Annotated in this window: 27 protein-coding genes; 14 read left to right on the plus strand and 13 right to left on the minus strand. The window is 64.3% G+C overall.

Going from position 1 to position 26482, the window contains the following annotated elements:
• Positions 1-3: 3 nt before the first annotated feature.
• The 6 genes from C7T96_RS10400 to C7T96_RS10425 form a co-directional block, all read right to left on the minus strand.
• Positions 4-720 carry an ABC transporter ATP-binding protein gene (locus tag C7T96_RS10400; protein WP_106571159.1) on the minus strand — a complete coding sequence of 239 codons (717 nt, stop codon included), beginning with the start codon at positions 718-720 and terminating at the stop codon, positions 4-6.
• The gene (locus C7T96_RS10405; protein WP_106571160.1) at positions 713-1750 is read right to left on the minus strand and encodes a branched-chain amino acid ABC transporter permease; all 1038 of its coding nucleotides are present in this window, start codon (positions 1748-1750) and stop codon (positions 713-715) included. The genes C7T96_RS10400 and C7T96_RS10405 overlap by 8 nt, the downstream gene beginning before the upstream one ends.
• Positions 1747-2613 (minus strand): branched-chain amino acid ABC transporter permease, encoded by an 867-nt coding sequence (locus C7T96_RS10410; protein WP_106571161.1) that lies wholly within the window; start codon positions 2611-2613, stop codon positions 1747-1749. Before C7T96_RS10410 ends, C7T96_RS10405 begins: the two co-directional genes overlap by 4 nt.
• Positions 2614-2698: 85 nt before the next feature.
• Complete coding sequence (locus tag C7T96_RS10415; protein WP_106571162.1) at positions 2699-3922, minus strand: ABC transporter substrate-binding protein; 1224 nt, start codon at positions 3920-3922, stop codon at positions 2699-2701.
• 32 nt (positions 3923-3954) lie between these two features.
• Positions 3955-5553 carry a flotillin domain-containing protein gene (locus tag C7T96_RS10420; RefSeq protein WP_106571163.1) on the minus strand — a complete coding sequence of 533 codons (1599 nt, stop codon included), beginning with the start codon at positions 5551-5553 and terminating at the stop codon, positions 3955-3957.
• A 164-nt stretch (positions 5554-5717) separates the two neighbouring features.
• A complete protein-coding gene (locus tag C7T96_RS10425; RefSeq protein ID WP_127596578.1) occupies positions 5718-6848 on the minus strand; it encodes a substrate-binding domain-containing protein in 1131 nt (376 codons plus the stop codon).
• Between the two features lie 133 nt (positions 6849-6981).
• Here C7T96_RS10425 and C7T96_RS10430 point away from each other — a divergent pair, with 133 nt between their 5' ends.
• The 4 genes from C7T96_RS10430 (at position 6982) to C7T96_RS10445 (ending at position 10944) form a co-directional block, all read left to right on the plus strand.
• Positions 6982-7425 carry a MarR family transcriptional regulator gene (locus C7T96_RS10430; RefSeq protein ID WP_127596575.1) on the plus strand — a complete coding sequence of 148 codons (444 nt, stop codon included), beginning with the start codon at positions 6982-6984 and terminating at the stop codon, positions 7423-7425.
• Positions 7426-7755: 330 nt separating this feature from the next.
• Positions 7756-8133: a TadE/TadG family type IV pilus assembly protein gene (locus C7T96_RS10435; RefSeq protein ID WP_238719690.1), complete on the plus strand. Its 378-nt coding sequence runs from the start codon at positions 7756-7758 to the stop codon at positions 8131-8133.
• Between the two features lies 1 nt (position 8134).
• A complete protein-coding gene (locus tag C7T96_RS10440) occupies positions 8135-9856 on the plus strand; it encodes a TadG family pilus assembly protein (protein WP_106571167.1) in 1722 nt (573 codons plus the stop codon).
• Between the two features lie 167 nt (positions 9857-10023).
• Positions 10024-10944 carry a carbohydrate kinase gene (locus tag C7T96_RS10445; protein ID WP_106571168.1) on the plus strand — a complete coding sequence of 307 codons (921 nt, stop codon included), beginning with the start codon at positions 10024-10026 and terminating at the stop codon, positions 10942-10944.
• A 28-nt stretch (positions 10945-10972) separates the two neighbouring features.
• On the opposite strand, the gene cysQ is transcribed toward C7T96_RS10445, so the two are convergent.
• The gene (cysQ, locus tag C7T96_RS10450) at positions 10973-11788 is read right to left on the minus strand and encodes a 3'(2'),5'-bisphosphate nucleotidase CysQ (RefSeq protein ID WP_106571169.1); all 816 of its coding nucleotides are present in this window, start codon (positions 11786-11788) and stop codon (positions 10973-10975) included.
• 227 nt (positions 11789-12015) lie between these two features.
• Here cysQ and C7T96_RS10455 point away from each other — a divergent pair, with 227 nt between their 5' ends.
• The gene (locus C7T96_RS10455) at positions 12016-12969 is read left to right on the plus strand and encodes a UDP-glucuronic acid decarboxylase family protein (protein WP_106571170.1); all 954 of its coding nucleotides are present in this window, start codon (positions 12016-12018) and stop codon (positions 12967-12969) included.
• On the opposite strand, the gene C7T96_RS10460 is transcribed toward C7T96_RS10455, so the two are convergent.
• From C7T96_RS10460 to rfbB, 4 genes are all read right to left on the minus strand, one after another.
• On the minus strand, positions 12947-13837 hold the full coding sequence (locus tag C7T96_RS10460; protein WP_158264337.1) for a glycosyltransferase: 891 nt from the start codon (positions 13835-13837) through the stop codon (positions 12947-12949). The two genes, C7T96_RS10455 and C7T96_RS10460, sit on opposite strands and share 23 nt — an antisense overlap.
• Positions 13831-14652 carry a hypothetical protein gene (locus tag C7T96_RS24020; RefSeq protein WP_158264338.1) on the minus strand — a complete coding sequence of 274 codons (822 nt, stop codon included), beginning with the start codon at positions 14650-14652 and terminating at the stop codon, positions 13831-13833. The genes C7T96_RS10460 and C7T96_RS24020 overlap by 7 nt, the downstream gene beginning before the upstream one ends.
• Before the next feature lie 176 nt (positions 14653-14828).
• Positions 14829-15713 (minus strand): glucose-1-phosphate thymidylyltransferase RfbA, encoded by an 885-nt coding sequence (rfbA, locus tag C7T96_RS10470; RefSeq protein ID WP_106571173.1) that lies wholly within the window; start codon positions 15711-15713, stop codon positions 14829-14831.
• Positions 15714-15723: 10 nt separating this feature from the next.
• Positions 15724-16782 carry a dTDP-glucose 4,6-dehydratase gene (gene rfbB, locus C7T96_RS10475; protein ID WP_106571174.1) on the minus strand — a complete coding sequence of 353 codons (1059 nt, stop codon included), beginning with the start codon at positions 16780-16782 and terminating at the stop codon, positions 15724-15726.
• A 94-nt stretch (positions 16783-16876) separates the two neighbouring features.
• Between rfbB and C7T96_RS10480 the strand changes: the two genes are divergently transcribed.
• The 5 genes from C7T96_RS10480 to C7T96_RS10500 all read left to right on the plus strand — a co-directional run bounded on the left by C7T96_RS10480 (position 16877) and on the right by C7T96_RS10500 (position 21240).
• Positions 16877-17629: a WbqC family protein gene (locus C7T96_RS10480; protein ID WP_106571175.1), complete on the plus strand. Its 753-nt coding sequence runs from the start codon at positions 16877-16879 to the stop codon at positions 17627-17629.
• On the plus strand, positions 17622-18473 hold the full coding sequence (locus tag C7T96_RS10485) for a class I SAM-dependent methyltransferase (protein WP_106571176.1): 852 nt from the start codon (positions 17622-17624) through the stop codon (positions 18471-18473). The genes C7T96_RS10480 and C7T96_RS10485 overlap by 8 nt, the downstream gene beginning before the upstream one ends.
• A gap of 50 nt (positions 18474-18523) precedes the next feature.
• Entirely contained in the window at positions 18524-19516 is a 993-nt protein-coding gene (locus C7T96_RS10490) for a glycosyltransferase family 2 protein (RefSeq protein ID WP_199190450.1), read from the plus strand.
• A gap of 131 nt (positions 19517-19647) precedes the next feature.
• Positions 19648-20313 (plus strand): acetyltransferase, encoded by a 666-nt coding sequence (locus C7T96_RS10495; RefSeq protein ID WP_106571178.1) that lies wholly within the window; start codon positions 19648-19650, stop codon positions 20311-20313.
• Between the two features lie 9 nt (positions 20314-20322).
• On the plus strand, positions 20323-21240 hold the full coding sequence (locus C7T96_RS10500; protein ID WP_245414118.1) for a hypothetical protein: 918 nt from the start codon (positions 20323-20325) through the stop codon (positions 21238-21240).
• Positions 21241-21269: 29 nt separating this feature from the next.
• Here the strand turns inward: C7T96_RS10500 and C7T96_RS10505 are convergent, their stop codons facing one another.
• Positions 21270-21650, minus strand: coding sequence for an EamA family transporter (locus tag C7T96_RS10505; protein WP_106571179.1), 381 nt, complete (start codon positions 21648-21650; stop codon positions 21270-21272).
• A gap of 120 nt (positions 21651-21770) precedes the next feature.
• Between C7T96_RS10505 and C7T96_RS10510 the strand changes: the two genes are divergently transcribed.
• The gene (locus C7T96_RS10510; RefSeq protein WP_106571180.1) at positions 21771-22397 is read left to right on the plus strand and encodes a methyltransferase domain-containing protein; all 627 of its coding nucleotides are present in this window, start codon (positions 21771-21773) and stop codon (positions 22395-22397) included.
• A gap of 65 nt (positions 22398-22462) precedes the next feature.
• Here C7T96_RS10510 and rffA read toward each other — a convergent pair whose 3' ends face one another.
• The gene (gene rffA, locus C7T96_RS10515; protein WP_245414119.1) at positions 22463-23593 is read right to left on the minus strand and encodes a dTDP-4-amino-4,6-dideoxygalactose transaminase; all 1131 of its coding nucleotides are present in this window, start codon (positions 23591-23593) and stop codon (positions 22463-22465) included.
• On the opposite strand from rffA, the gene C7T96_RS24355 reads away from it, so the two are divergent.
• The 3 genes from C7T96_RS24355 to C7T96_RS24025 all read left to right on the plus strand — a co-directional run bounded on the left by C7T96_RS24355 (position 23492) and on the right by C7T96_RS24025 (position 26453).
• Positions 23492-25582: a hypothetical protein gene (locus C7T96_RS24355; RefSeq protein ID WP_146149170.1), complete on the plus strand. Its 2091-nt coding sequence runs from the start codon at positions 23492-23494 to the stop codon at positions 25580-25582. The two genes, rffA and C7T96_RS24355, sit on opposite strands and share 102 nt — an antisense overlap.
• Positions 25583-25714: 132 nt before the next feature.
• Positions 25715-25987, plus strand: a complete 273-nt coding sequence (locus C7T96_RS10525; RefSeq protein WP_106571182.1) for a hypothetical protein — start codon at positions 25715-25717, stop codon at positions 25985-25987.
• A 325-nt stretch (positions 25988-26312) separates the two neighbouring features.
• Positions 26313-26453 (plus strand): hypothetical protein, encoded by a 141-nt coding sequence (locus C7T96_RS24025; protein ID WP_158264339.1) that lies wholly within the window; start codon positions 26313-26315, stop codon positions 26451-26453.
• The last annotated feature ends 29 nt before the right edge of the window (positions 26454-26482 follow it).

Genomic DNA, 26482 nt, shown 5'->3' on the forward strand with positions numbered 1-26482 from the left:
GCGCTATCCCTTCTTGCCCAGATAGATGTCGCGCACCCTGGGATCGGCCATGACGGCGTCGACATGGTCCTCCATCAGAATGCGGCCCTGCGCGAACACAGTCACGGTCCTGGCGATCGCGCGGATGAACTGCATGTCGTGCTCGACGATGATGATGGCGGCCTGACTGCCGATCTCGGCGATCACGGCGGCCAGCCGCTCGATCTCGTCGGCCGTCATGCCCGCCGCCGGCTCGTCGAGCAGCACCAGCCACGGACGGGCGGCGATCACGATGCCCAGTTCGACGCGCTGGCGCTCGCCATGCGCCAGCCGTCCGACCGGGCGCGCGGCCAGATCGCCGAGATCGAGCCGCTCGAGCGCGTCGGCGACCGCGCCGTCCGCTCCCTGCCGCCCGAGCACGCGCAACGCCGCCAGCCAGATGTTCTCGCGCACGGAAAGCCCGTCCATGACGCTCGGCACCTGGGTCTTGATGCCGATGCCCAGCCGGGCGATCTCGTGCGGATGCCAGCCGGTCGTCTCCTGGCCGTCGATCAGGATTTCGCCGGCGCTCGGCGTCAGCATGCCGGCCAGGCATTTGAAAAACGTGCTCTTGCCGGCGCCGTTCGGACCGATCAGGCAGCGCAGCTCGTCGCGGCGCAGCGAAAAGTCGACCCCGTCGACGGCGTTGACGCCGCCGAACCGCATGGTCACGCCGCGGGTCTCAAGCACGATGTCAGCCATCGGCGCCTCCCCGGGCGGGGCGCAAACGGCGCCGCGGGGCGCGCCTGGGCCGGCGCCGGCGCGCCAGGCCGGCCCACTGGCCGAGCGTCGGCACCACGCCGCGCGGCAAAAGCAGCACGGACAGAACCAGAACCAGGCCGAGCACGAGCGTGTTGTCGATCAGCGCCTGCTGGCCGAGCGCGAATTTCAGATAGCCGAGCAGCATCGCGCCGACGAACGGGCCGACCAGCGTGCCGAGCCCGCCGACGATGCACCAGATGATGATCTCGGCCGACTGGCCGAGCGAAAACAGCCCCGGCGTGACGATTTCGGCCCAGTTGGCAAACAGCATCCCGGCCAGGCCCGCCACCGCGCCGCCGACGGCAAACAGCGTCGTCTTGCGCAGCCGGGCGTCGTAACCCATCAGCTCGACCCGCGCCTCGTTCTCCCGGATCGCGATCGCGACCCGGCCGAACGGGCTGGCCAGCAGCCAGCGCAGCAGGGCGTAGACGACGAGGACGATCGCCACGACGAGATAATAAAAATCGTCGCCGAAGATATAGGCGTCGGGATCGCCGGGCACGTTGAGCGTCTGATAGCCCGGTATGCCGTTGAAACCGCCGAGCCGCGCCTGGCCGATCGCATATTCCGGGCCGGCGGTGGAGTTCATGAATTTGAAGAAGATCAGCGTGACGACCAGCGTGATGACGCCGAGATAGACGTCCGACAGGCGCCCGTAAAACATCATCGCGCCGAGCACGCCGGCGAACAGGAACGGAACCACAATGCCGAGTACGAAGGGCAGCGTGCTTTCGCCGAGATTGATGGCGGCGATCGCGTAGCTATAGGCGCCCAGCCCGTAAAACGCCGCCTGGCCGAAGCACAATATGCCGCCGAATCCCCAGACCAGACCGAGGCTCATCGCCAAAAGACCGTAGATCAGAAGGATGGTCAGCGTGTAGGTTTCCAGCACGGCCGGCGCGACCAGCGCCAACAGGGTAAAGACGACGAGCACGGCCAGAGTCGCGCCGATATCCGGACGCCCGCTCACAGACGCCCCCTGAAGAAACGGCCGGTGATGCCCTGCGGCAGAAGCCGCAGCAGCACGACGGCGGCGACCAGCAGCGCCACCTCGCCGACCACCGGGCTTGCGGCGAAGGTGAAGAGTTGGGACACCAGCCCGAACAGCGTCGCGCTCGACAAAAGCCCGACGATGATCGACGCGCCGCCGGAGATCACGGTGATGAAGGCCTTGGCGATATAGGTGCCGCCGGTGGTCGGCACGAGACCGACGAGCGGGGCGAGCAGGCCGCCGGCGAGGCCCGAGAGCGCCGAACCGCAGAAAAAGGTGACCATGTAGACCCGGTCTGGACTGTAGCCGAGCGCGGCGGCCATGTCGGCGCGCTGCATGGTGCCGCGCGCGACCAGCCCGGCCCTTGTGCCGGCCAGCAGCGCGTACATGGCAACGAGCAGCAGCGCGGCGACGACGATGATGAAGAAATTGTAGCCGTTGACCTGGTAGCCGCCGATGGCGAAGCCGGCGATCGGCGGCGAGATGCCGGTGGTGGTGTTGCCGAAGATCATGGTGGCGAGCCCGATCATCACCAGGCTCAGCCCCCAGCTCGCCAGCATCGTGTCGACGAGGCGACCGTAGAGATGGCGGATGACGAGGCGCTCGACCACCAGGCCGATCAGGCCGACGACGAGCGGGGCGACGATCAGCATGGCGACATAGATGTTGATGCCGGCATTGACCGCGACGATGGTGGCGTAGCCGCCCGCCATCATGAACTCCCCATGCGCCAGGTTGATCACGCGCATCATGCCGAACACGACCGCCAGACCGGCGCTGATGACGACCAGCACGGCGATCGAATAGAAAATTTCGACGATGAGGACCGTTGCGAGGTCCATGCGGGCCCGCTCCCTGTTCGCGTTGTCCTGCCCGGCCGGCGGCCGCAGCGGTCGCGACCGGCCCGGTCGGCCGGCCGCGCTCGCGTCAGATCTTGATTTCGTATTGCGTGTTGTCGTCGGGGTTGGCGACGAGATCGCACACGCCCTGGGTGTCGACGGGCTGGCGCTGGGCGAAGCTTTCCAGAACCTTCAGCTTCTGGCCGGCGAACTCCATCAAATGCACGTCGAGCACGGCATGGTGGGTCTTCGGGTCGATGGCGACCATGCCGCCGGGACCGTCGATCGACAAACCCTGCGTCAGCGCGGCGATCACCGCGTCGCGGTCGAGCGTGCCGGCCTTGCGCACGCCCTCGGCCCACACATGCACGCCCTGATAGTTGGAGACCGCGATCTCGTGGATCAGGCTGGTGTCGCCGTATTTGTCGGTCCAGCCCTTCAGGAACCGCTCATTGGCCGGCGAGGCGATCTCGGGCGAGTAATTGTAGGCGACCAGAATGCCGTCGCCCTCCTCGGCGGTCAGCACCTTGTGCTCGTTGCCGACCCCGAGCGTGGTCGAGGCCATCGGGATCTTCGGCTTCATGCCGGCGGCGGCCCATTGTCGGTAAAACGACAGATGCGCACCGCCGACCAGCGCCGAGACCACGATGTCGGGCGCCGCACTCTGGATCTTGGCGATCGTGGAGCCGAAATCGGCGACGTCGAGCGGAAAGAAGTCGGTCTGCACCACCTCGCCGCCGGCCTCCGCGGCATATTTCTGCATCCAGCGCGCGGTGATCTGGCCGTAATTGTAGTCGGCGGCCAGGATGTAGATCTTCGGCCCCCATTTCTTGATCGCGGCCGGCACCACGATCTCGACCTGCTGGGCCGGGGTGACGCCGGTGACGAACAGGTTGCGGTCGCACACCCCGCCTTCGTAGAGCACGTTGTAGAAATAAAGAACCTCGCTCTTGCGCAGCGTCTGGCGGATCGCCTCGCGCGAGGCCGACAGGATGCCGCCATGCACGACGTCGACCTTGTCGCGGCGGGCCAGCTGCTGGCCGAACTGGGTGTAGAGCGCCATGTCGGACTGGGTGTCGTAGGCGGTGACCTCGACCGGACGGTCGAGCAGGCCGCCGGCGGCGTTGATTTCGTCGATCGCCAGCCGCATGGCCATGTCCATCGGCTTGCCGTAAGCGTCGAAAATGCCCGACATGTCGAGGATCGAGCCGAACTTGATCGGGTCGGCGGCGCGCGCGCCGGGCACGGCGGCGAACAGGCCGCTCGCGGCCAGGGCGGCGCTGCCTGCAAGGAATTCGCGTCTGCTGGTCATCTTTCTCTCCCCTGTGATGGTCGCAGCGGCGTTCAGCCGTCTTTCTTGGGCCGGGTCGCGGCGGCGGCCCGGCCGGCGGCATCGGCCGTGCGGCCGGCAAGCTGGGCGTCGAAATCGAGGCCGATCTCGTCGCCGAGCTTTTTCATGAAGGGCAGCTGCACCGACATGCCCAAAATGGAGTCCAGCGCCTGGCCGAACGGCGTGCCGTCGCCCTCGCCGGCGCCGTTGCGGCCGCCCAGACCGCCGATCTGGTTGATACGGATCGAGTCGATCTTTTCGACCGGCTTCATCATCTGGGTGGCGATCTCGGGCAGACGGTCGATCTTGTGCATCTCAACGCGGGCCCGCAGCACGGCGTCGGATTGCTGGTTGTCGGCCTGGATTTCTGCCGAGCGTCCCTCGGCCTCGGCCACCAGCCGGTCGCGCTCGGCCGCGGCGCGCAATTGCACGGCCTCGCTCTCGGCCTTTGCCGTCGACAGGATCGAAGAGACTTTCGATTTCACGCGGGCATCGTCGGTCTCGCTGTCCTGCTGCGCCTTCAACTGGGCCAGCTTGCGGCTGCGGTCGGCGGCCGCCAGGTCGCGCGAGGTCTGCACCTGTTCCTGCGCCTCAATCAGCCCGACGCGCGCAGCCTCGGCTTTGGCCTGTTCCTCGGTCTCCTCGCCGCGCTTGGCCGCGATGCGGATCGCGTTGTCGATCTTTGCCGCTTCGACCTCCAGCAGCGCCTCCATCTCGCGCCGGCGCAGGGCCAGGTCGCGGTCGATCTCGGCCTGTTTGAGGTCGCGCGCCTTGGCGATGCGCTGCTCCTCGGCGAGCCGTTCGGCTTCGGTCCGACTGGTTTCCAGCTCGCTGTTGTGGCGGATGCGCTGGCGCTCGATCTCGAGCTTGCTGACGATCTCGAATTCCTGCTGCTCGCGCTCGATGGCGAGCCTTTCCTTGGTCTGCTCGAGCTGGCGCCGCCTGACCGTCGTGTCGGCCTCGGCCTCCACGTCGACGCGCGCCTTGCGGTTTTCCGCGATCGTTTCGGCGAGGCGGCGCATGCCGACAGCGTTGAAGGCGTTGTTGTCGTCCAGATCCGAAAACGGCGTCTGGTCGAGATGGATCAGCGACACCGAATCGACCACGAGCCCTGACTTGGCCAGATTGGCGGCGAGCCGCACGGCGACCGCCTCGGAAAAGCCGCCACGGTCGACATGCAGCGCGTCCATGGTGCGGCGCGCGACCTCGGCCTGCACGGCGTCGACGAGCTTGCCTTCCATCAGCGCCTGCATCTCGTCCTCGCGAAAGGCCTTCGAGCCGAGCGCCTGGGCGGCGGTGGCGATGCCGTCCGGCGTCGGGTCGACCCGCAGGTGGAACTCCATCGTCAGATCGACCCGCAACCGGTCTTCCGAGATCAGGGCCCGGCCGCCGGTCCGCTCCACCTGCAGGCGCACCGAACGCATGTTCATGCGGTCGACGCGGTGCAGAATGGGCAGCGCCAGAGCGCCTCCGTCGATGATGATTTTACGGCCGCCGGCGCCGGTGCGGATCAGCGCCGCGTCGCGCGTCGACTTCACGTAGAACCGGTTGAGAAACAGGATCGCAACCGCCGCCACGACGATGATGAGAATGATACCAAGCAGCCAAGCCACGCGACCCTCCCCGGCCTTGCGTGCGATTATTATTTGAATTGGAAAATACCCTAAGGCGTTTTATTTTCCAATTCAAGTAAATTTTGACATCGGGTCCGGCTGGGCGAGCGTCCCGCCGGCGGCCCGAAGCGGACGCGGCGCAAACCGCGACGGGCCGGGATCGGTCAGGACAAGCGGTCGAGGATCGAGAACTGCAATCCGTCGGCGCGCGCGAGATAGGTCGGACAGACCTTGCGGTCATTGGTGTAAAACACCCCGCCTCGGGCGCTGGCATAAGAAATCGGGCCGGGTGCATCGCTCTCGCGCCGGCGCATCAGGCCGGCATAGAAGCTGATGCCTTCGTACATGGACTGGCCGAGCGAATTGAGAGCGGGCGCGGCCCCGTCGTGGATGGCGTGGTAGCGCTCCTTGAAAGACAGGTTCTGCTCGGTCGCCAGCGCCGAAAAATACGACGCCGCGGCGAACAGGCGCTTGGTGTTGGCCGCGCCCGTCGCCATCAGCACGTTTTCCTCGATCGCGGTGGAAAAGCGGAAGACGCTGCGGTCGAGTCCCATGTCGCCAAAACAGCGATTGAATTCGACCGCGTCCTGCCCGACCAGCGAGATCAGCACGATATCGGGTTCGGTACGCATGATGCGTTCGACCAGCCAGGCCGGCTCCTCCAGGCCGAACGGCACGTAACCCTCGAACGTCACCGTCCCGCCCTGAGCGGCGATGCAGGGCTTGGCGATCGCGTTGGAGGCGCGCGGCCACACATAGTCGTTGCCGATCAGTGCCCAGCGCCGCGCCGACAGCATGTCGGACAGCCGCGCGATCGCCGGCACGAGCTGGTCGCTGGGCGTCTCGCCGATGGCGTAAACGTTGGGGGTGTGCTCATGGCCTTCATAAAGCGGCGTGTAGATATGCGGCACGCGCCCGGCGAGCACCTTGTTCAGCCGCTGGCGCACCGAACTGACGCTCATTCCGACGATGCCGGCGACCACGCCGTCCTCCACCAGTCCGCTCAGCTCGTATTCGAGATCGCTCACCGAGCTGTCGTCGGAATTGAGGAAAACCGGTTCGAGCGCGACCCCTGCGATGCCGCCGCCGGCATTGACCTCCGAAATCGCCAGTTGCGCGCAGGAAATGCACGACGGGCCCCACAGCCCAGCCGAGCCGCCCATCGGCACCAGAACCGCGACACGATGCGTCCGCGTTCCGCCGATCGGCGACAAGCGATCCAGATCGCCCGGACAAACCAGGCCGGGCGGCGGAAAGGATTTTCCCCTCAACTCGATCATTCTCGCCGCGGTCAATCCTTCTTGCCTCCCAGCAATTGACCCGCTTCATTTTCCAAGTAAAATAACGGAATAAAGCGGTCAAATCAATCGCCGCGAAAGCGCACGCTTCGCGCACAACGATTTTCCGGACGAGGACGGGACCAGCGACGTGCCGACGCCTTCCATCGAGATGTATTTGACCTACCAGCTCGCGCGGGCGCATCGGCGCCTGCATGCCGAGCTCGAAGCGCGGCTTCAGGCCGAAAAAATCTCGGTGGAGCAATGGCGCGTGCTGGAAATCCTCGCCGACCGCGCCGGCCGCTCGATGGGAGCGCTCGCCGAACAGGTGCTGATGAACCATCCCGCTCTGACCAAGCTTGCCGACCGGATGGTGGCGAGCGGGCTTATCCACCGCGTCGCCGACCCCGACGATCAGCGCCGCGTGCTGGTTCATATCACCGACCGGGGCCTGGCCATTCAAGCGCGGCTGCGCCCGATCGCCGACGCGCACGGCCGGCGGATCGAGGAGACCTTCGGCGCGTCCAAGGCGGCTGCCCTGCGCGCGCTTCTGGAAGACCTGGCCGACGGACACGAGGCCCTGGCGCGCGGCTGAAGCGGTTTCGTCGGGTCGCGCGGTCGAAAGCCCGAGTTCGGCGGGGCAGAGACACGTTGCGCGTTTCGAGGCTCCTTTAGGCGGAGGCGGGTTGCGCGGTCGCCGCGTTTGGCGCGCAGGCCTTGCCCGGCTTCGAGCCCGGCGCACCAGCGCCCGAACCGGCCGCCGGCGCCGGCGCCGGTGGGACAGCCATACACCTGCAAGCCAGCCCAGGTTGTATCAGCCATTAGCATTGCGTGATGGGCTGCATGCTCTAGTGGCGCTATGTGTACCCTGTGCGCCCCTCTCGCATTTCGCCGCCTCGCCGCCTGCCGGTCCGGGGCCACGGCCGTGGAGTTCACCATCCTGGCGCCGCTGTTCCTGGCCATGTTCCTGGGCATGGTGGCGTTCGGCATCCATCTCGCCGCCGCCCACTCCCTGCAGCAGATCGCCGCCGACGCCACCCGCACGGCGATCGCCGGGCTCGATCTTACCGAACGGCGCGCTTTGGCGACCAGTTTCGTCGACGCGAACGCCAGTTCCTATCCGTTCATCGATCGTGACAGCCTGGTCTTCTCGGTCGTGGAAAACCCCGCCAATCCGAACCAGTTCACGGTCTCGGTGCTTTACGACGCGCGCGCGCTGCCGATCTGGAACCTGATGAAGGGGCTGCCGATGCCGCCGGCCGAGATCCGGCGGGTTTCGACCATTCGCGTCGGAGGGTTATGAGATGACGTCGTCGCGCCCGAAGCGTCTGCGCCGCGCCGCCGGTTTTCTGACCGACCGCAAGGGCAATCTCGCCACCATGAGCGCCTTTCTGGCGCCGCTGGCGCTGGCCATGGCCGCCTTCGCCATCGACGCCGGCGCGCTCTACAATGAAAAGCGCGAGGTGCAGACTTTGGCCGACATCGCCGCGATCGCCGGGGCCAGGCGCCTCGATGCGGCCGAGGACGCGGTGATCGCGGCGCTTCGCGACAATCGTCTGGGCTCGATCACGGTGATCCGCGACGGCGAGCACCCCGACATTCCCGCGGCGGGCGAAAACCTGCTCACCGTCGAAACGGGCCTGTACACGCCCGACCCCGATCTGCCGGTGTCGGTCCGCTTCGAGCGCGATCACGCCAACCCGAACGCGGTGCGGGTCACCCTGACCCGCACCGGCAAGCGCTTCTTCGCCGAAACCCTGATGGGCAGCCCGACGATCGCCGTCACCTCAACCGCCAGCGCGACGCCGAAAGCCGCCTTTTCGATCGGCTCGCGGCTCGCAAGCCTGAATGGCGGGCTGGTGAACGATCTTCTCGGCGGGTTGCTCGGCACCAATCTGTCGCTGTCGGCGATGGACTACGACGCCCTGCTCGACGCCGACGTGTCGCTGTTCGGGTTCCTCGACGCGCTGGCCTCCGAAATCGACCTCGATGCCGGCACCTATTCGCAATTGCTGGCCACCGAGGCCACGATCGGCGACATCGCCAAGGCGGTGGCGGCCACCGACGGTGCGAACCCGGCGCTCAGGACGGCCTTGCACACCATTGCCACAAGCCCGAACGCCGCCACGATCGAGGTGCCGCTGTCGCACATGATCGATCTCGGCGAAGCCGCCTCGCTGGCGCTCGGGAGCGGACGCGGCGCCTTCGACGCGTCTTTGGGCGTGATGGAGCTGATCACCGGCAGCGCGGTCGCCGCCAACGGCCAGAACCAGGTCGCGCTCGACCTCGGCGCGGCCATCCCCGGCCTGGCGCGGGTCACGGCCGCCGTGGCGATCGGCGAACCGATGCAGCAAAGCGGCTGGTTCGCGCTCGGCGAACACGGCACGGTGGTGCGCACGGCCCAGACGCGGGCGCGCATCGACGTCCAGATCGGCGGAACCGGCATTTTGCGCGGCGTCGCGATCAAGCTGCCGCTGTTCCTGGAGGTCGCCTACGCGGAAGGCCGGCTGAAACGCATCGCCTGCCCGGACGGCACCGCCTCCAGCGCCCAGGTCACGGTCGCGACGCGGCCGGGCATCGCCGAACTGCGCATTGCCGAGACGTCGAGCGCCGGTTTCGCCGACTTCACGCGAACGCTTTCCTTCCAGGACGCCGACATCGTCTCCGTGCCGCTGATCAAGGTGCGCGGCCAGGCTCGGGTCAATATCGGCAACGGCCGGTCGACCGATCTGCGCTTCAACGCGACCGACATCCGCAACGCGACGGTGAAGACCGCCTCGACACGCGACATCACCAGCTCGCTGACGGCGTCGCTGCTTGGAGAGCTCGACCTGGAGGTGCGCGTGCTCGGCCTCGGTCTCGGCCTCGGTGCCGTCACCAACACGCTGGCCGGCATTCTGGGTGCGGTGACGCCGGCGATCGACAATCTTCTGGCCGACCTTCTCGGCGTGCTCGGCGTGCGTCTCGGCGAGGCCGACGTCAAGGTCAGCGGCGTGCGCTGCGCCCGTTCCGTCCTGGTCCAGTAGGTCCGGGCCACGACCCCGGTCGCCCGTTCCCGCCCGGCGCGAGAAACATCGCCCGGCCATCTCCAGCGCCCGGCCTTGTGCGCTTGCCGGCGCGGCAAGGATTGTCGAAAGGCCGATTGCCGGCATAAGGTCGAGCGCCGGCGAGCCGGCGAAACTGCGAGACCTCGATGATCCTGTGCTGCGGCGAAGCGCTGATCGACATGCTGCCCCGACCCGTCGATGCCGGCGCCGTCGCCTATGTGCCGCAGGCCGGCGGAGCGGTGTTCAACACCGCCGTCGCGCTTGGCCGGCTCGGCGTTGCAACCGGTTTTTTCGCCGGCCTTTCCACCGATCCGTTCGGCGCCCTGCTCGACGGCGCGCTGCGGGCGAGCCGGGTCGACACGCGCCACGTGCGCCGCTCGGGCCGGCCGACCACGCTCGCCTTCGTCACGCTCGGCGACGGTCAGGCGCAATATCTGTTCTATGACGAAAACACGGCCGGCCGGATGCTGGAGCTACAGGATCTGCCGGTCCTCGATGACGCGGTCGAGGCCTTGCATTTCGGCGCGATCAGCCTGGTCTCGGAGCCGTGCGGATCGACCTACGAGGCGCTGATGGCGCGCGAACGGACGCGCCGGGTGATCGTGCTCGACCCCAATATCCGTCCCGATTTCATCGCCGATCCGCAGCGCCACCGGGCGCGCCTGCGGCGCATGATGGCGATGAGCGACATCGTCAAACTGTCCGACGAGGATCTTGCGTGGCTCACCGGCAGCGACAGTGACGACGCCGCCCGCGGCCTGCTCGATCTCGGCCCCGGCCTGGTTGTGGTGACGCGCGGCGCGGCCGGCGCGAGCGGCCATGTCCGCGACCGCACGGTCACGGTCCCGGCGCCACCGGTTTCCGTTGCCGACACGCTCGGCGCCGGCGACACGTTCAATGCCGGGCTGCTGGCGTTTCTGTCGCAAAACGGGCTGTTGTCGAAAGCCGCGCTGTGCGGGCTCGGCCACGAAGCGCTTGTGGGCGCGCTTGGCCTTGCCGCACGCGCGGCCGCCGTCACCGTGTCCCGGACCGGCGCCAATCCGCCCTGGCGCGCCGAGATCGGCTGAGCCGGACGGACGCCTTTCGCGGGCGCGGTCAGCGGTCGGGATCGGCCGGCGGCACCGCCCCGCCCATGGCGATGAACCAGGGATTGGCCCACGCCTCGGCCCGGCTTGGACGCCGCCCGTAAGCGAGATCGCCGCCGCCGACCTCCACCGTGCGCCCGCCGGCGGCGCGCAGCACCGCGTCGCCGGCGGCCGTGTCCCACTGCATGGTGCGCGAAAAGCGCGGATAAAGATCGGCCTCGCCCCGGGCCAGCAGGCAGAATTTGAGCGACGAGCCGACCGAGACGGTCTGCTTGGCGCCACAGGCCGCGATATAGTCGGAGGTTTCCCGGTTGAGATGCGAGCGGCTCGCCACCACCAAAGGCGGCTCGGCCGCCGGCCGCACGGCGAGCGGCGCGCGCGCGCCGATGGCGCCGTCGGCGGCGATGCGCGCATGCTCGGCATGGCCGGGCCTGGCCGCGTAGAGCTCGCCGGTGGCCGGCGCCGCCACCACGCCGATCGCCGGGGCGGCGTTTCTGATCAGGGCGATGTTGACGGTGTAGTCCGGCCGGCCGCAGACGAATTCCTTGGTGCCGTCGAGCGGATCGACCAGAAAGAAGGTCTCGCCGGTCTCGGCATCGGCGAGACCCGCGCTCGCCTCCTCCTCGCCGATACAGGCAATTGCGGGAAAAGCCCGGCGCAATCCGTCCAAAATGGTCTTTTCGGCGCGCCGGTCGGCCTCGGTCACGGGCGAAGCGTCTTTTTTGCGTTCCGTCACGATCCCGCGCCGCGCGACATCGAGAATGTCGCGGCTGGCGAGAACCGCCAGCCGTTCCATCTCGCGCAGAAGCTCTTGGTCGTCCGCCATGATGGGACGGCTCTAGCGCGCCCCATGCGGCCGCACAAGGGCACAGGCCTCGACATTCCCCGCGACGGGACACAGCTCTTGGCCGTTGCCACGCGGGGCCGGGCTTCGTAAAGCTGTCACCACGGACCGCGCGTTCCGGCCGCCTGGCTGCCCGGACGCGCCGAACCCCTGGCGGCGCGCAAGCGGGGCGGCCATCGGGGAGCGCCCCTGCCCCGCGGAGCCGGGCCATGCGCGTGGCGAACCGAAAGAGAGTGCTGGTCACCGGCGGCGCCGGTTTCATCGGCTCGCATCTGTGCCAGAAACTGCTGGCCGAGGGCAGCGACATTCTGTGCGTCGACAATTTCTATTGCGGCGTGAAGGACAATCTGGCCGGCTTCGCGCAGGATCCGCATTTCGAGCTGATGCGCCACGACGTGACCTTCCCGCTCTATGTCGAGGTCGACGAGATCTACAACCTCGCCTGCCCCGCATCGCCGGTCCACTATCAGTTCGACCCGGTCCAGACCACCAAGACCAGTGTTCACGGCGCGATCAACATGCTGGGGCTCGCCAAGCGCACCAAGGCGCGCATCCTGCAGGCCTCCACCAGCGAGGTCTATGGCGACCCGGAGATTCATCCGCAGCCGGAAACCTATTGGGGCCACGTCAATCCGATCGGCGTGCGCTCGTGCTACGATGAGGGCAAGCGCTGCGCCGAAACGCTGTTTTTCGACTATCACCGCCAGCACGGCGTCGATATCAAGGTGGTGCGGATCTTCAACACCTACGGCCCGCGCATGCACCCCAATGACGGCCGGGTGGTGAGCAATTTCATCGTCCAGGCGCTGAACGGCGCGGACATCACCCTTTATGGCGACGGCTCGCAGACGCGCAGCTTCTGCTATGTCGACGACCTGGTCGACGGCCTCACGCGGATGATGGCCGCGCCGGCAACGCTGATCGGGCCGCTCAACATGGGCAATCCGAGCGAGATGTCGATCCGCGACCTGGCCGAGAAAATACTCAGCCTGTGCGGCGGGCGTTCCAAGCTGGTGTTCAAGCCGCTGCCGCATGACGATCCCAAACAGCGCCAGCCCGACATCGCCCAGGCCCGCGACCGCCTCGGCTGGCAGCCGCGGGTCGGGCTGGAAGACGGGCTGAAGGAAACGATCGCCTATTTCAAACGGCAGATCGCGGCGTGAGGTTTCCGATCCGGGCACAGGATCGCGCCTGCGGGCCGGTCCAGCGGCCGGCCAAACTCGACGCGGCGGCATAGGTCGCGATCCAGAAAATGACGCCGAGCGACAGCGATAGACCAGGCAGCGAGGTCGAGCCGGCCAGTCCCTGGATGCCGGCGATCAGGAGCAGAACCGCCCCCAAGGCGCCGAGAAGCAGACGACGCCGAAACAGGAGCAGATTGCGCCCGGCCGTGCCCATCAAACGCCCGACCCCATAGGACGAGCGGCCCGCCTTTCGCGTTTCGACCGGGCACGGCAAGCTTCTTATTTCAAATCCCGCTGCGGCGAAAACCAGGAGATAGGACCTGATCGATCGTCTGTCGGCGAGATAGGCTTTTCGGGCACGCGCGGAAATGACGCTGAAGACGCGCAGTTTCCAACCCGGCGGCTCCTCCAGCCCGACGAGCCGCCGATAGGCGAAGCTGCCCAGCCGGCGAAGCGGCGAGCCGCCTCGGCTGGGTGTTGCCGCACACACCACGTCGTGGCCGGCCTTGGCCTCCTCGAGCAGGTCGACGAGAAATTCGGGCCGATCTTCGAGATCGCCATCGATGACCGCTGTCCAGGGTGTTCTCGCCATGGCGATCCCGGCGCGAATGGCGGCATGCTGACCGCAATTTCGTTCGAAGCGGATTGCCCCGACATTTTTCGCGGTGCGGCACAACGATTGCAGCACGCACCAGGCGTCATCCGGCGAGGCATCGTCGACGAACACCCATTCGGCCGAATGACCGGCTGCTTGCAGCGCCGCGTTGCCCCGGCGGTAAAGCTCCTCGAGCGAAGCGGCGCAACGATAGACGGCAATCACGACGGTCAGTTCGGGCGGCCTCACCATTGCCCGGACCGATAGGGCCGCTGTTCTTCCGGGAGGTAAAAATCCGCCATGCTTTTCGGCACGCGGGCGTGTTCTCCCAACAGGCGCCGGGTGCGCGCGGGCAGACGTCCAAGCGCCTCGGAGCCCAGCACATGGCAGTAGTCGGCGTGTGGCTTGATGAATGGACGGCAGAATTGCTGGAAGACCGACAGGCTCTCGGTTCCGGCCTCCGCGACGCGTTCGCGATGCCAAACGAACGGATCGAACAAAAACATCTCGCCCTGGCGCCATGTGACACGGCGCAACTGGCTGTCGAGCGCCGCCGGACCGGGAGGTTCGCCGAGACGATGACTGCGCGGAACGACCTCGAAGTGAAGCGGGCTGGTGCCGATCGGAAACCCGATCTCCAGCAAGACCGCGCGACCGGCATCGTTCTTGAGCGGGAACCTGAAATTCTGATGGAGCTGCTGACTGCGATAATGATCCTGTTGGTCTTCGGTCGTGTTGAAGTTCTGGAACCGCAGGATCGCGTGCGGTCCCAAGACCTCGTCCACGACCTCGAGCACCTGCGGAAGTTCGAGAAATTCGAAAAACACCGGCTCGACCGCAAAGGGCATCCGCACCTCGCTTACGCCCTGTTGCCGTGCCTTTTCGAAATTTCGGGGGCCAACCATCCGTCGAACATGTTCTTTCGTGCGATCCGCACTTTCGAGGACACGATCGATCAGGTCTTGAGGAACGACATGTGCGACCGTCACATAACCTTCCTCGCCGAGGACACGTAAAGCCTCGTTCCGCCAGCCGGCGTGCCTGCTATCAACCGATGTCGTGATCAATCAGCACTCTCCCAATTGCGTCGGAGGTTCCGGCTTTGCTGCAGTCCGATCTCACATCATCACCGCCGCGGACAGGGCCGACAGTCGGGTCAAACCCTCGGGTTTTTCCTGCTTTGCGCGCGTTGACGACATGCACGCAGGTGGTGCCCCTGCCGTCGGCCGACGATAAGAAACTCTCAGGCCTCGATACCCGCAACGACGTCGCGAAGATAACGTTTGTATCCGCTCTCGGGATAGTCCTCGATGCTTCGAAGCAGAAAGTCGACATCGATGAAGCCTTTTCGCACGGCAATTTCCTCGGGACAGGCAATTCTCATTCCCGTACGCTGCTCAAGCACACGCACAAGCTGTCCGGCTTCGAACAAATCGTCGGGCGTGCCCCCGTCGAGCCATGCAATGCCACGTCCGATCGGCTCCACGTTGAGTTGGCCCTTTTCGAGATAGGCCTTGTTGATATCGGTGATCTCGAGTTCGTTGCGCTGCGAAGGGCGCAATGTCGCCGCGATGTCGCACACGTGCCGGTCATAGAAATAGAGCCCCGGCACGGCGAGACCATTCCTGGCATCCTTGGGTTTTTCCTCGAGCGAAACCGGGCGCCCGGCCCGGTCGAGGACCACGACGCCGAACGCCGACGGATCGGTGACCTCATAGCCGTAGATCGTTGCGCCGGTTTCATGCGCCAGGCCGCGCTGGACGAGGGTCGTCAGGCCGGCGCCATAGAAGATATTGTCGCCCAGCGCCAAAGCCGTGTTCCTGCCCTCCAATTCGGCACGGCAGATCCGAAAACACTCGGCGATGCCGCCGGGACGTTGCTGCTCCTTGATCTCGATGGAAATGCCCAGATGGCTGCCGTCGCCCAGCACCGCGCGAAACTGCTCCACATGCTTGGGCGCGGTGACGACGATGAAATCACGCAAACCGCCGAGCATCAGCGTCGTCAACGGGAAATAGATCATCGGCTTGTCGTAGACGGGCAGGAGATGCTTGTTGATCGCCCGCGTCAAAGGGTCGAGCCGCGAGCCCGAACCGCCGGCCATGATTACCGCTTTCCATTCAGTCATCGCCAAACCGCTACCGCCCCTGCACAACCATCGAACTCGACAGTCCCTGCCGCCCGAAATTCTTCTCCGGCAAGAACCAGTCGCCATTGTCGAGATACCAGCGGACCGTGTTCGAGAGTCCGGTCTGCAGCGTCTCGCGCCGTGTCCACCCCAATTCCCGCTCCGCCTTGGCCGAGTCCACGGCGTAGCGGAAATCGTGTCCTGGCCGATCCGGCACGAACGCAATCAGTTCGGCGTAGCTGCCACCGCCGCGGCGCGGCGCGAGCGCGTCGAGATGGGCGCAGATCATGCGAACCATCTCCAGGTTCGAGGTCTCGGCATCACCGCCGAAATTGTACTTTTCGCCGGCATGCCCGCGCGCGATCGCGTCGATGAGCCCTTGCACGTGATCGTCGACGAAGATCCAGTCGCGGACATTCGCGCCCGTTCCATAGATCGGGATCGGTTGCTCGGCCAGCGCGGCGCGGATCACCGTGGGGATGAGTTTCTCGGGATGCTGGAACGGACCGTAATTGTTCGAGCAATTGGTGATGATCGCCGGAAGCCCGTAGGTCTTGTGCCAGGCGCGCGCGAGATGGTCGGCCGACGCCTTGCTGGCCGCATAGGGCGAATTCGGCGCATAGGCGGAGGTTTCGGAAAACCGTCCGTCCGCGCCGAGGCTTCCGTAAACCTCATCGGTGGAGATCAGAACGAAGCGGAAGGCGTCGGGGTCCGGCGCGTCGTGCTTGACATAGGCAAGGGCGGCGTCGAGCATCGTCCATACGCCCATGACGTTGGTGCGCAGGAAATCCGCCGGCGCATCGATGGAGCGGTCGACATGGCTTTCGGCGGCAAGATGGATGATCGCGGTCGGCCGGAAGTCGCGGATGGCGCTCGACATCAACGCGCCATCGCAGATATCGGCTTGCAGGAACTGATAGTTGGGCGCCGCCGCCACGTCCGCCACGGTGCGCAGATCGCCGGCATAGGTCAGCTTGTCGATGTTGAAAACCTCGACGCTTTCTGACACAAGGCGCCGCACCAGCGCTGACCCTATGAAGCCGGCGCCGCCGGTTACCAATGCACGCATAGTCAAGCAGGCTCCGATTTTCGCCGTCCTATACCAGTCGGCCCGCCGCTTCGCCACACCTGCTGGACCGCCGTGATGACGCGCAGGAGATGATATGGGCGAACGACCCCAAAACGACAGCGCGCCGAAACGGCTTGCGATCGTGCAGCCCTGCTACATTCCCTGGAAAGGATATTTCGACCTCATCGGCCTCAGCGACGAGTTCGTCATTCTCGATGACGTGCAATATGTCAAAAACACCTGGTACAATCGCAACCGGCTGAAATCACCGGCCGGGCTGAAATGGCTCACTCTCCCCGTGCTGCGCTCGGGGCCGAGCTTCAAGCCGATCAATCACGTCGAGATCGACGCCAACTGGGCCCAAAAACATCTGGATTTCATCGCGCAAAACTATCGAAAGGCTTCCTATTTCGACGATTTTTTCCAAAAACTCGAAAAAATCTATCAAAGCGCGGAGAAAAACACGTCGCTTTTGGAGATCGATCGCGTTTTCATCGACTTTTTTTGCCGCGAATTGGCCATAAGAACGCCGATCGTGCTGTCGTCGCAGATCGGCGCCGAAGGCCGGTCGAGCCAGCGTGTCCTGGACATCTGCATCAAAAGGAAGGCCGATATCTACCTGTCCGGCCCGGCGGCACGAACCTATCTCGACCTGGAAAAATTCGCCGAGGCCGGCATTGCCGTCGAATGGATGGATTATTCGGGCTACAGGGAGTATCCGCAATTGCATGGCGCCTTCGAGCACGCGGTGTCGATCATCGACCTCGTGCTCAACACGGGTCCCGCGGCCGCGGGCTACCTGAAGTCGGGGCGTAGAGCGGAGGGCGTCGACGACACGCATGACTGACCTTGCCGACTGGCTTGACGCGTGGTGCGCCGAAGTCCCCGGGCTCGCCAGGCAGGCCGATTGTTTCTGGACGGGACGGACCGGGGCGGAGATTTCCTACCCGGAAAGCGGCCACGACACATTGGCCGAGATCGAGGCGCACTCGTTCTGGTTCACCCACCGCAATGCGGTCATCGCCTCGATAGCGGCGCGTTTTCCCCCACAAGGCCCGATCTTCGACATCGGCGGCGGAAACGGCTTCGTCAGCCTGGGCCTTGCGCAGGCGGGCCTGGCCAGCATCGTCGTCGAACCGGGCGCGGTCGGGGCCTCGAACGCACGCGCGCGCGGACTGGCGGTGATCCAAACGGCGTTTCAGGACCTTAGCGTGCCGGCGGGCAGCCTGCCTGCCGCCGGGCTGTTCGACGTTCTGGAGCATATCGAGGACGATCGCGGCACACTCGAACGGCTTCACGATGCGCTGCGGCCCGACGGCAAGCTTTATCTGACCGTGCCGGCCCATCGCTGGCTGTGGTCGCAGCAGGATACGCATTCGGGTCATTTTCGCCGCTACAGGCTGCCCGGATTGCGGGCGCTTCTGGAAGACACGGGTTTTGCGGTCGAGTTCGACAGCTATTTCTTTTCCGTCCTCGTGCCGGCCGTCTTCGCCTTTCGCACCCTGCCAAGCCTGTTCGGTCGCGGCGCAAAGACCGATCCCGCCGACCAGCAGAGCGATCATGCGCTGCCGTCCGGCCTTTCCGGCAGGATCGTCGGCGCCCTGCTCGAGCGGGAGCGGCGGCTGATTTCGTCGGGCGCAAACAGGCGGTTTCTCGGCACGAGTTGCCTCGTCGCAGCCCGCCGCGTTTGACGCCTCGCCGACAGGCGCATACCTAGACAGGGCTTATTTGAAGAAACGCGATGTCCCCAACCCACTCCAGGCTCGAAATGACAGGCATGCCGCTCGCCACGGAAAACCCCGCCGGAGACCGGCCCCGGCTTTCGATCGTCTCCACGCTCTACAATTCGGCCCCTTATATCGAGGAATTTCACGACCGTGCGACGCGCGCGGCGCGCGCCTTTGCCGGCGATGCCTACGAGATCGTTCTGGTCAATGACGGCTCGCCGGATGACAGCCTGGCGCGCGCGGTCGAGATCGCGCTTGGCGATCCGCATGTGACGGTGGTCGACCTGTCGCGCAATTTCGGCCACCACAAGGCGATGATGACCGGGCTGGCCCATGCCAGCGGGGAGCTGGTCTTTCTGATCGATTCCGATCTCGAGGAAGACCCCGACTGGTTGCGGAGTTTTGCCGAGACGCTCGAAGGCGAAAACTGCGACGTCGTGTTCGGCGTTCAAAAATCGCGGAAGGGCAATCGGTTCGAACGTTGGACCGGACGCTGGTTCTACTGGCTCTTCAACCTGATTACGGGCCTTGCCCTGCCGGCCAACGTGATCGTCGCCCGCCTGATGTCCAGGCGTTATGTCCAAGCCCTGCTTCTGCATGACGAGCGCGAAGTCTTCCTCGCCGGCCTCTGGCACATCACCGGCTTCGCCCAGAAAGCCAAGACCGTCGAAAAACTCAACAAAGGCACGTCCTCATACACACTTCGCAGAAAATTATCCCTGCTCGTCAACTCCATCACTTCCTTCAGCAACAAACCTCTTGTTTCGATATTTTATACAGGATTAACTATATCTGTATTTTCTCTACTTTATATTTTGTATCTTGTTTCACAAAAATACATATTTTTATCACCCCTCGAAGGATGGACGTCCGTCATGGCCTCTATATGGCTGATAGGCGGAATGATCATACTTTTCCTGGGTGTCATAGGTATATATATAGCGAAGATATACTCAGAAACGAAACGCCGTCCTTACACGATCATAAAACAGATCTACAAATCTTAGCTTCACGCTTGTTTAGGCATCGACGCTTGCGCCCGCAGATACGATGTTCGGCCTTTTCAATCATCCGCATTCCAGCTATGTCGCCGAAACGTCACTGAAACCTGATCGTCGATTGTTTCATGGAGACTGGATTGTCGAACAATCTCGTCATTTTCGGCCAAGAGGATGTTGCCGAACTGGCGCATCGCTATTTCAGCGTCGATACCGACTACGATGTGGTTGCCTTTACCGTGGACGGTGAATTCATCGACAGGCCCGAGTTCTGCGGCTTGCCGGTGATCCCGTTCGAAGAGATCGGCGATCGCTACGGGCCGGAAGACCACGCGCTCTTCGTGGCGCTCGGCTATTCGAAGCTGAACGCGCTGCGCAAGGAAAAATACCTGGCCGCCAAGAGCAAGGGTTATGCCGTCGCCAGCTATGTCAGCCCGCGCGCGACGGTTCTCAACGACGGCCGGATCGGGGAAAACTGCTTCATCCTCGAAGACAACACCATCCAGCCCTTCGCCACGATCGGCAACAACGTCACCATGTGGAGCGGCAACCATCTGGGACATCACTCGACGATCGGCGACCATTGTTTCCTGGCCTCGCACATCGTGGTCTCCGGCCGCGTTGCGATCGGCGAGAGCTGCTTCATCGGCGTCAACGCAACCTTGCGCGATCACATCACCATCGGCGACGAATGTCTCATCGGCGCCGGCGCGCTCGTGGTCGCAGACGCGGACCCGCGGGGCGTCTACGTGCCCGCGGCAACGGAACGCTCGCGCGTGCCAAGCAATCGTATCCGCAAGATTTAGGTGACGGATTTGCACTGGAAGAAACTGGGCCACATCTTCGCACCGACCGGCGAAAGTTCGTGGATGCACACGCATGCCATGATCCCGCTCGCAGAGCAGGTCGACGGCGACCTCTACCGGATCTATTTTTCGCCGCGCGACCGGAAAAACCGGGGCCATGGGGCCTATCTCGAAATCGACATGCGCGACCCGCTGCGGGTCGAACGCGTTCACGAAAATCCCGTGCTCGAGCCGGGTGCGCTGGGATGTTTCGACGATAGCGGCGCGCTGCCGAACTCACTCGTGGAGGTCGACGGCAGAAAACGCCTCTATTACACCGGCATCAATCTCGGCGTGACGGTCAAGATCCGCAATTCGATCGGCCTGGCCGAATGGGACGAGGACCAGCATCGTTTCGTACGCTGCTATCGCGGCCCGGTAATCGACCGCACCCGTGACCTGCCCCATTTCGTGGCAACGCCGGAAGTCCGCTACGACGGCATATACAAGGCGTGGTTCACCGCCTGCCAGAGATGGGAAGACACGCCCGGAGGGCCGAAGCACTTCTACAATCTCGAATATGCCGAATCCGACGACGGCATCGACTGGCGGCGCGACGGCACGACCGCGATCGACTTTGCCGACGAACACGAATATGCGCTCGGCGTTCCCCGCGTTCTGGTCGACGGCGGCAAATACCGGATGTGGTTCTGCTCCCGGGCAACCGCGGACAGTCCGACCTACCGGATCCGCTATGCCGAATCCGAGGACGGAATGACCTGGGAAAGAAAGCCCGACCAAGGCGGCCTCGACATCTCGGATGACGGGTGGGACAGCGAGATGGTGTGCTATCCTTTCGTGTTCGATCACCAGGGGCAGCGCTACATGCTCTACAACGGCAACGGCTACGGCCTGTCTGGCTTCGGCATCGCGATTCAGGATCGCTGACCGCGCCCCCGGACGGGAACGGCGCCAGGCTACCCGCGCGCGACCAGAAGGACGCCGGCGACAATCAGCGCATTGCCCCACAGGCTCGTCCATTTGAAAGGCTCGCCCAAAAACAGTATCGAAGCCGCGAAGATCAACGGGTAAGACAGGGCCGCAACAGGGAATGCCACCGAGAGCGGTATGCGCGAGACGCCAGCATACCAGCACAACGCAGCCGCCACCAGCAGGACGAGGCCGCCGACCAGCTTCCAGTCTTTCGCCACGGCCAGCCCGTAGCGAAAGAGCTCCATGGGGGCGAGCGGCACGGCGCCATGGACGCCCAACCTGCTCTTGATCACAATCTGGGTGACCGTCAGCCCGACGACGGACATGAGCACCAGGGAAAAACCGATCAGCCTGAGGTCAGTCATCTGAACCGAAAAGTCGAAGAAGAATTGAATGTCGCACGACTATCCCGCAACGGCGCAGCACTCCCATATCGGTGATGGCACATCAAGTCACAACGCGCCAGATCAACATTGGAACCGACCATGATCGATCCACGCCGCCTGCTTTCCCATTCGGGCGTCTATAGCGGCTTTCGCCAGCTCGTGTCGGGACGCGACAGCGGCGGCAGGCTCGCCCGCGAGTTTCTGCGGATCGCGCCCGGCGAGCGCGTGCTCGATATCGGATGCGGTCCGGGCGACATCCTCGCCACCCTGCCGGAGGGCATCGACTATTTCGGCTTCGACAACAATCCGGCCTATATCGAAACGGCGCGGGCGCGCTTTGGAAAGCGGGGCACGTTCGAGGTACGCTCGGTCTCGCCGGAAGCCATGGACGAGATCGCCGCCTTCGACGTGGTGATCGCGATCGGCGTCGTCCACCACCTCACCGACCAGGAGGCCCGCACGCTGTTTGCGGGCGCGGCAAAGGCGCTTAAGCCGGACGGCAGGCTGGTGACCTTCGACGGCGCGTTCGTGAAAGGCCAGAACCCGATCGCGCGGCTGCTGCTGAAACTGGACCGCGGCCGCCATGTGCGCAGTCCAGAGGCCTATGTCGCACTGGCAAAGCCGGATTTCGAAAGCGTCGAGCCGCGCATCGTGCACGATCTGCTTGCAGTGCCCTACACCCATATCATCATGGAGGCGCGGCGGCCGGTCGTGACGACGCCCTAAGCGACCATCGCCGCGCGCTTGCGACCAAGGCCCGGGCGGACTCGGGCCGGGCGCGGCAAACAGGCTCAGTCGGTGCGAAAAAACGCCCTTACGCGGTCAATCACCTGGCCGCGGTCGCGGTCGGTCATGCCGAAATAAAGCGGCAGGCGCACGATCGTGCCCGCCACCTTGTCGGTTTGTGCGAGAGAACCGGCGCTGCGACCAAATTTTCGGCCGGCCGGGCTCGAATGGAGCGGCACATAATGGCTGGTCGCCATGACCCCCTGCCCTCTCATCGCCTCGAGGAACCGATCGCGCTCCGCCTCGTCGCGCAGCAACAGGTAAAATATGTGGGCGTTGTGGCGCACATGCTCGGGCACGACCGGCAGCCTGGCCCGACCCGACTGTTCCAGATCCAGAAATGAATCGCGGTATGTTCGCCACGTCGCAAGCCGGTCGCCGTTGATCTCGTCAACGGACCGGATTTGACCGATCAAGAAGGCGGCGGCGATCTCGCTCAAGAGATAGGACGAGCCGATGTCGACCCAGGTATATTTGTCGACCTCGCCGCGAACGAATTGCGAGCGGTTGGTTCCCTTCTCCTGAACGATCTCCGCCCTTTCGACGAGCGCCGGATCGCCCAGAGTCAACGCACCGCCCTCGCCCGAAACGATGTTTTTGGTCGCATGGAAGGAGAACGCCCCCATCGAGGCCAGAGCGCCGGCCGCGCGCCCCTTGTACGACGATCCGAGGGCTTGCGCGGCGTCCTCGATCACGACGAGGCCATGCGCGGCGGCGATCTCGTTGATCCGGTCCATCTCGCAGGGAACGCCGGCATAGTGGACGACGAAAATAGCCCTGGTTCGGGCGGTTATCGCCCGCGCGACAGCGTCGGGCGAGACGTTGAGCGTATCGGGCTCGATATCGACGAAGACGGGAACCGCGCCGCGAAGGGCGATGGCGTTGGCGGTCGAGGAAAAGGTGAAGGAGGGCACGATCGCCTCGTCGCCGGGGCCGAGATCGCACAGAATCGCCGCCATCTCGAGCGCGGCGGTGCATGACGGCGTGATCAGCGCGCGCGCCACCGGCAGCCGCTCCTCCAGCAACCGGGCGCATTGTCTGGAAAACCGCCCGTTGCCGGAGAAGGCTCCTTCGCCGAGACACTGCCGGATCGCTTCCAGTTCGCCGCCGAGCAATGGCGGCGTGTTGAACGGCACGATATTCCTGGGGCTGGCGGAGTTGGACTTCATCGGCTTCCTTCGTCGCTGCACGCGATCTTGGCTGATCTACACCGCCGCCGCGCGGAAAGACAGGCACAAGCGAACAAAGCCACGTCTTCAACTCCCGTCCCGTCCACAGTGACACCGGCATCACACTCGGCTAGACAGCCCTTCGGGGCCTGGGTTTCACTACCGGAAAAGATCGACATGGACAGAACGGATCGCGCTCTTCTCTTGGCCACCGTTTTGTTTTTCGTGGCGCTCGGCGCCGCGCATCATGTCTATTTCTCCATAGACACTGGCGGGCTGAATTTTTTCAAGAACGCCTATGATGAAGACACCTATGCGCTGTTTCCGAACAACCTCAACACCTGGCGTATCGACCGCTATTTTTCGGCAGTCATTTTCGACCTGTTCAAAGCGGTGTTCGGATCGAACTTCGGATACGCGCTGATCGCCGCTGACATTGTTCTTATTCCCGCGTGTTTTCTGGCGATCCTGTATGCCGTTTCACCGCTGTTGAAATCCATGCCCGGGCGGGTCGCCGCTGCCGTGCTGATCCTTTTGTCGCAGGATCTGTTTTCGCTCGGCAACATCGCCTCGCTCACGCACGATGTGGTCAAGCTGTCGGATTTCCGGCTTCTGTTCGGCGCATGGGGCGAAACCATGGTGCCGCCGATCGACACCGCCTATCTCAATTTCTTCAAATCGCTGGAACCGCAGCTTGCCTATGTCTCGGCCTGGATCGTCGTCGGGTGCCTGGTCCGGTTTGTGCTTGCGCCGCAGTCGCAAAGATTGCGGTCGAGCGTCCCCCTCCTGCTTGCCGCCCAGATCGCCCTGACCGGCAGCTATTCGGTCGTCGGCTACCCGGTTCTCCTGCTCGAGTTCTATGTCGCCACGATCCTAGTTTTCATGGGGCGCTGCAAAATCGCCGGGCTGGTTTTCGCGCTCTGCCTCATGTCGATCGCGGTCGCGGTCTGGGCGGCGAGCCAGACACTGGCCGGGAACACGGCCTTGTTCGCATCACGACTGCCGATGATCAGCACCGCGGTGCTTGGCGGCCTGGTCGTCACGGGCGCGATGCTCGTGCGTCTCTTCAGCAAGGGTTTTTCCCAGCCGCCCTTGTGGCTCGGCCTCGGTCTTGCGGGCCTGCCGGTTGCGCTGATGAACCAGCAGGTCCTGACCGGGCTGATGGTCAGCACCAAGGATTGGGAACGCTACATCAACCATCCGTTCCTGGCCTTCGGCGCGATCTTGTTCTGGGCGACGATCCGCAAGAAAGCCGCCGAGCACGGTCGACCGGGACAGGGGCGATGGCCGGTCTACGCCGCCATCGTCTTTTTCGCGGCCTTCGCGATCTACGGAACCAAGCGAACCTACGGGCTTTGGGAAAACATCAATCTGCATGGCCTGGCGATCGCGCGCGCGATTGACAATGCCGAAGCAGAGCTTCCCGCCGATGCGGTTTTTGTGCTCGACAGTGTCGGGCTGGCGCCGCAAGTGGCCCTGCGGCGCGGCGGCAAGACCGGGTTTCTGGTCGACTACACCGACGTTTTCCGCGATCGAATCCCCTCGATCGAAGAAAAACCGTTCTCGATCACCCGCCACGGATACGCGCTTTTCGAGTACTGGCGCCTAAGGGGCATGTCGGCCGACGGGGTGAGCGAAATCCTGATGTCGGAGCACGCCGCTCGCGGCGGCTTCTTTTCCGGTTTCTTTTTCAACATCTGCGATTATTGGCATCCGTGCACCGACAGCAGGGCGGTGAAGTCGGAGGCGATCGGGCAGAAGATACCTGACATCGTCGAAGCCTATCGAGCCTATGCGGACAAGGCACCGGATGCGGATAGCCGCGCTATTTCCCTACTGATAACAATAGATTCAACCGGATCCCGAGACTGGCGCGGTTTTTTTGACCATCCTGTCGCGCAAGGAAGCGCCAGTTCGGTTGTAGCCCGCGCCTACCCCGCGTCAAAGGCGAAATAGACGATCATCTTTAACTCTTCGAAGCAAATTCCATTGTAACAATATCTAATATACAAGAGAATATGTTATCTTCTAGCCGTCTCTGTTTGACAATTTACCCGCCATTCATCACTTTCCCGGCGGTGGAATGGCATGGAAAATTCGATTTATGCACTAGCCTTTCTGATAGGTCCGGCGATAGGGCTGGCCTTGAGCTGGCGGTTTCGGCACGCTCCTGTAAGAACAGCCTTTGTATGCGGCACAAGTGTTCTTGCGCTGCTTCTCGTCGCCAAACTCCATGCGCCTTTCGTCACCGACCTTCCCGTCAAATGCGTGTTCGGGCTGTTTCAGACCAGCGACAAAACGCGCTGTCATGCGACGACCTCGTCCGTCGATCACCGGCAAGCGCGGCGCAAACGCCAATGATGATGCCCTGGCGGTGAAGACGCGACGCCGCCTCCATTGGCGGTCGAAGGGCGATTCGGCGACGCGGCGCGACCGGCGGCGACGCCGGCCCTTGGGCCGCGCTTGACGGTTTTTTGACGCCCGGCATACGGCTGGAACCGGGCGCGTTGCGGGCATTCAGCACGTTCTAATCCACAGTTACGGCAGCGGCACCGGCGCGCGCGGTTGCCCTGATGCTGTTCAGTGTATAAACAATCTTCAAGGTGGCGTCCGCCGCCGGCTGTCTCCGACGCACCAGAACAGCGCCTCGCTCACGAGCCCTTCGGGCTTCGGGGCTGCGGGAGACATGACGCGCCGCACCCCGTCCGCGATGGGGTGCGAGACAGGGAAAAATCATGGTGAAGCCTCACTGCTGATTTCGATATCTCGGCGTTTTTGCAAAGCCGTTGCCGCGCCGGGCGAACGGCTGGCGGCGCTGCGCACCTGACCGTCAGTTTCAACCAACCGAAAAGGAGA

The organism is Nitratireductor sp. StC3 (assembly GCF_003015025.1).
GTDB classification, from domain to species: domain Bacteria; phylum Pseudomonadota; class Alphaproteobacteria; order Rhizobiales; family Rhizobiaceae; genus Mangrovimarina; species Mangrovimarina alexandrii.

Bases quoted from the DNA above. Each gene is read 5' to 3' on its own strand.
- C7T96_RS10400 (WP_106571159.1), bottom strand. From the start codon at position 720: ATGGCTGACATCGTGCTTGAGACCCGCGGCGTGACCATGCGGTTCGGC.
- C7T96_RS10410 (WP_106571161.1), bottom strand. From the start codon at position 2,613: ATGGACCTCGCAACGGTCCTCATCGTCGAAATTTTCTATTCGATCGCC.
- C7T96_RS10415 (WP_106571162.1), bottom strand. From the start codon at position 3,922: ATGACCAGCAGACGCGAATTCCTTGCAGGCAGCGCCGCCCTGGCCGCG.
- C7T96_RS10440 (WP_106571167.1), top strand. From the start codon at position 8,135: ATGACGTCGTCGCGCCCGAAGCGTCTGCGCCGCGCCGCCGGTTTTCTG.
- C7T96_RS10445 (WP_106571168.1), top strand. From the start codon at position 10,024: ATGATCCTGTGCTGCGGCGAAGCGCTGATCGACATGCTGCCCCGACCC.
- cysQ (WP_106571169.1), bottom strand. From the start codon at position 11,788: ATGGCGGACGACCAAGAGCTTCTGCGCGAGATGGAACGGCTGGCGGTT.
- C7T96_RS10455 (WP_106571170.1), top strand. From the start codon at position 12,016: ATGCGCGTGGCGAACCGAAAGAGAGTGCTGGTCACCGGCGGCGCCGGT.
- C7T96_RS10460 (WP_158264337.1), bottom strand. From the start codon at position 13,837: ATGGTGAGGCCGCCCGAACTGACCGTCGTGATTGCCGTCTATCGTTGC.
- rfbA (WP_106571173.1), bottom strand. From the start codon at position 15,713: ATGACTGAATGGAAAGCGGTAATCATGGCCGGCGGTTCGGGCTCGCGG.
- rfbB (WP_106571174.1), bottom strand. From the start codon at position 16,782: ATGCGTGCATTGGTAACCGGCGGCGCCGGCTTCATAGGGTCAGCGCTG.
- C7T96_RS10480 (WP_106571175.1), top strand. From the start codon at position 16,877: ATGGGCGAACGACCCCAAAACGACAGCGCGCCGAAACGGCTTGCGATC.
- C7T96_RS10485 (WP_106571176.1), top strand. From the start codon at position 17,622: ATGACTGACCTTGCCGACTGGCTTGACGCGTGGTGCGCCGAAGTCCCC.
- C7T96_RS10490 (WP_199190450.1), top strand. From the start codon at position 18,524: ATGTCCCCAACCCACTCCAGGCTCGAAATGACAGGCATGCCGCTCGCC.
- C7T96_RS10505 (WP_106571179.1), bottom strand. From the start codon at position 21,650: ATGACTGACCTCAGGCTGATCGGTTTTTCCCTGGTGCTCATGTCCGTC.
- C7T96_RS10510 (WP_106571180.1), top strand. From the start codon at position 21,771: ATGATCGATCCACGCCGCCTGCTTTCCCATTCGGGCGTCTATAGCGGC.
- C7T96_RS10525 (WP_106571182.1), top strand. From the start codon at position 25,715: ATGGAAAATTCGATTTATGCACTAGCCTTTCTGATAGGTCCGGCGATA.
- C7T96_RS24025 (WP_158264339.1), top strand. From the start codon at position 26,313: ATGACGCGCCGCACCCCGTCCGCGATGGGGTGCGAGACAGGGAAAAAT.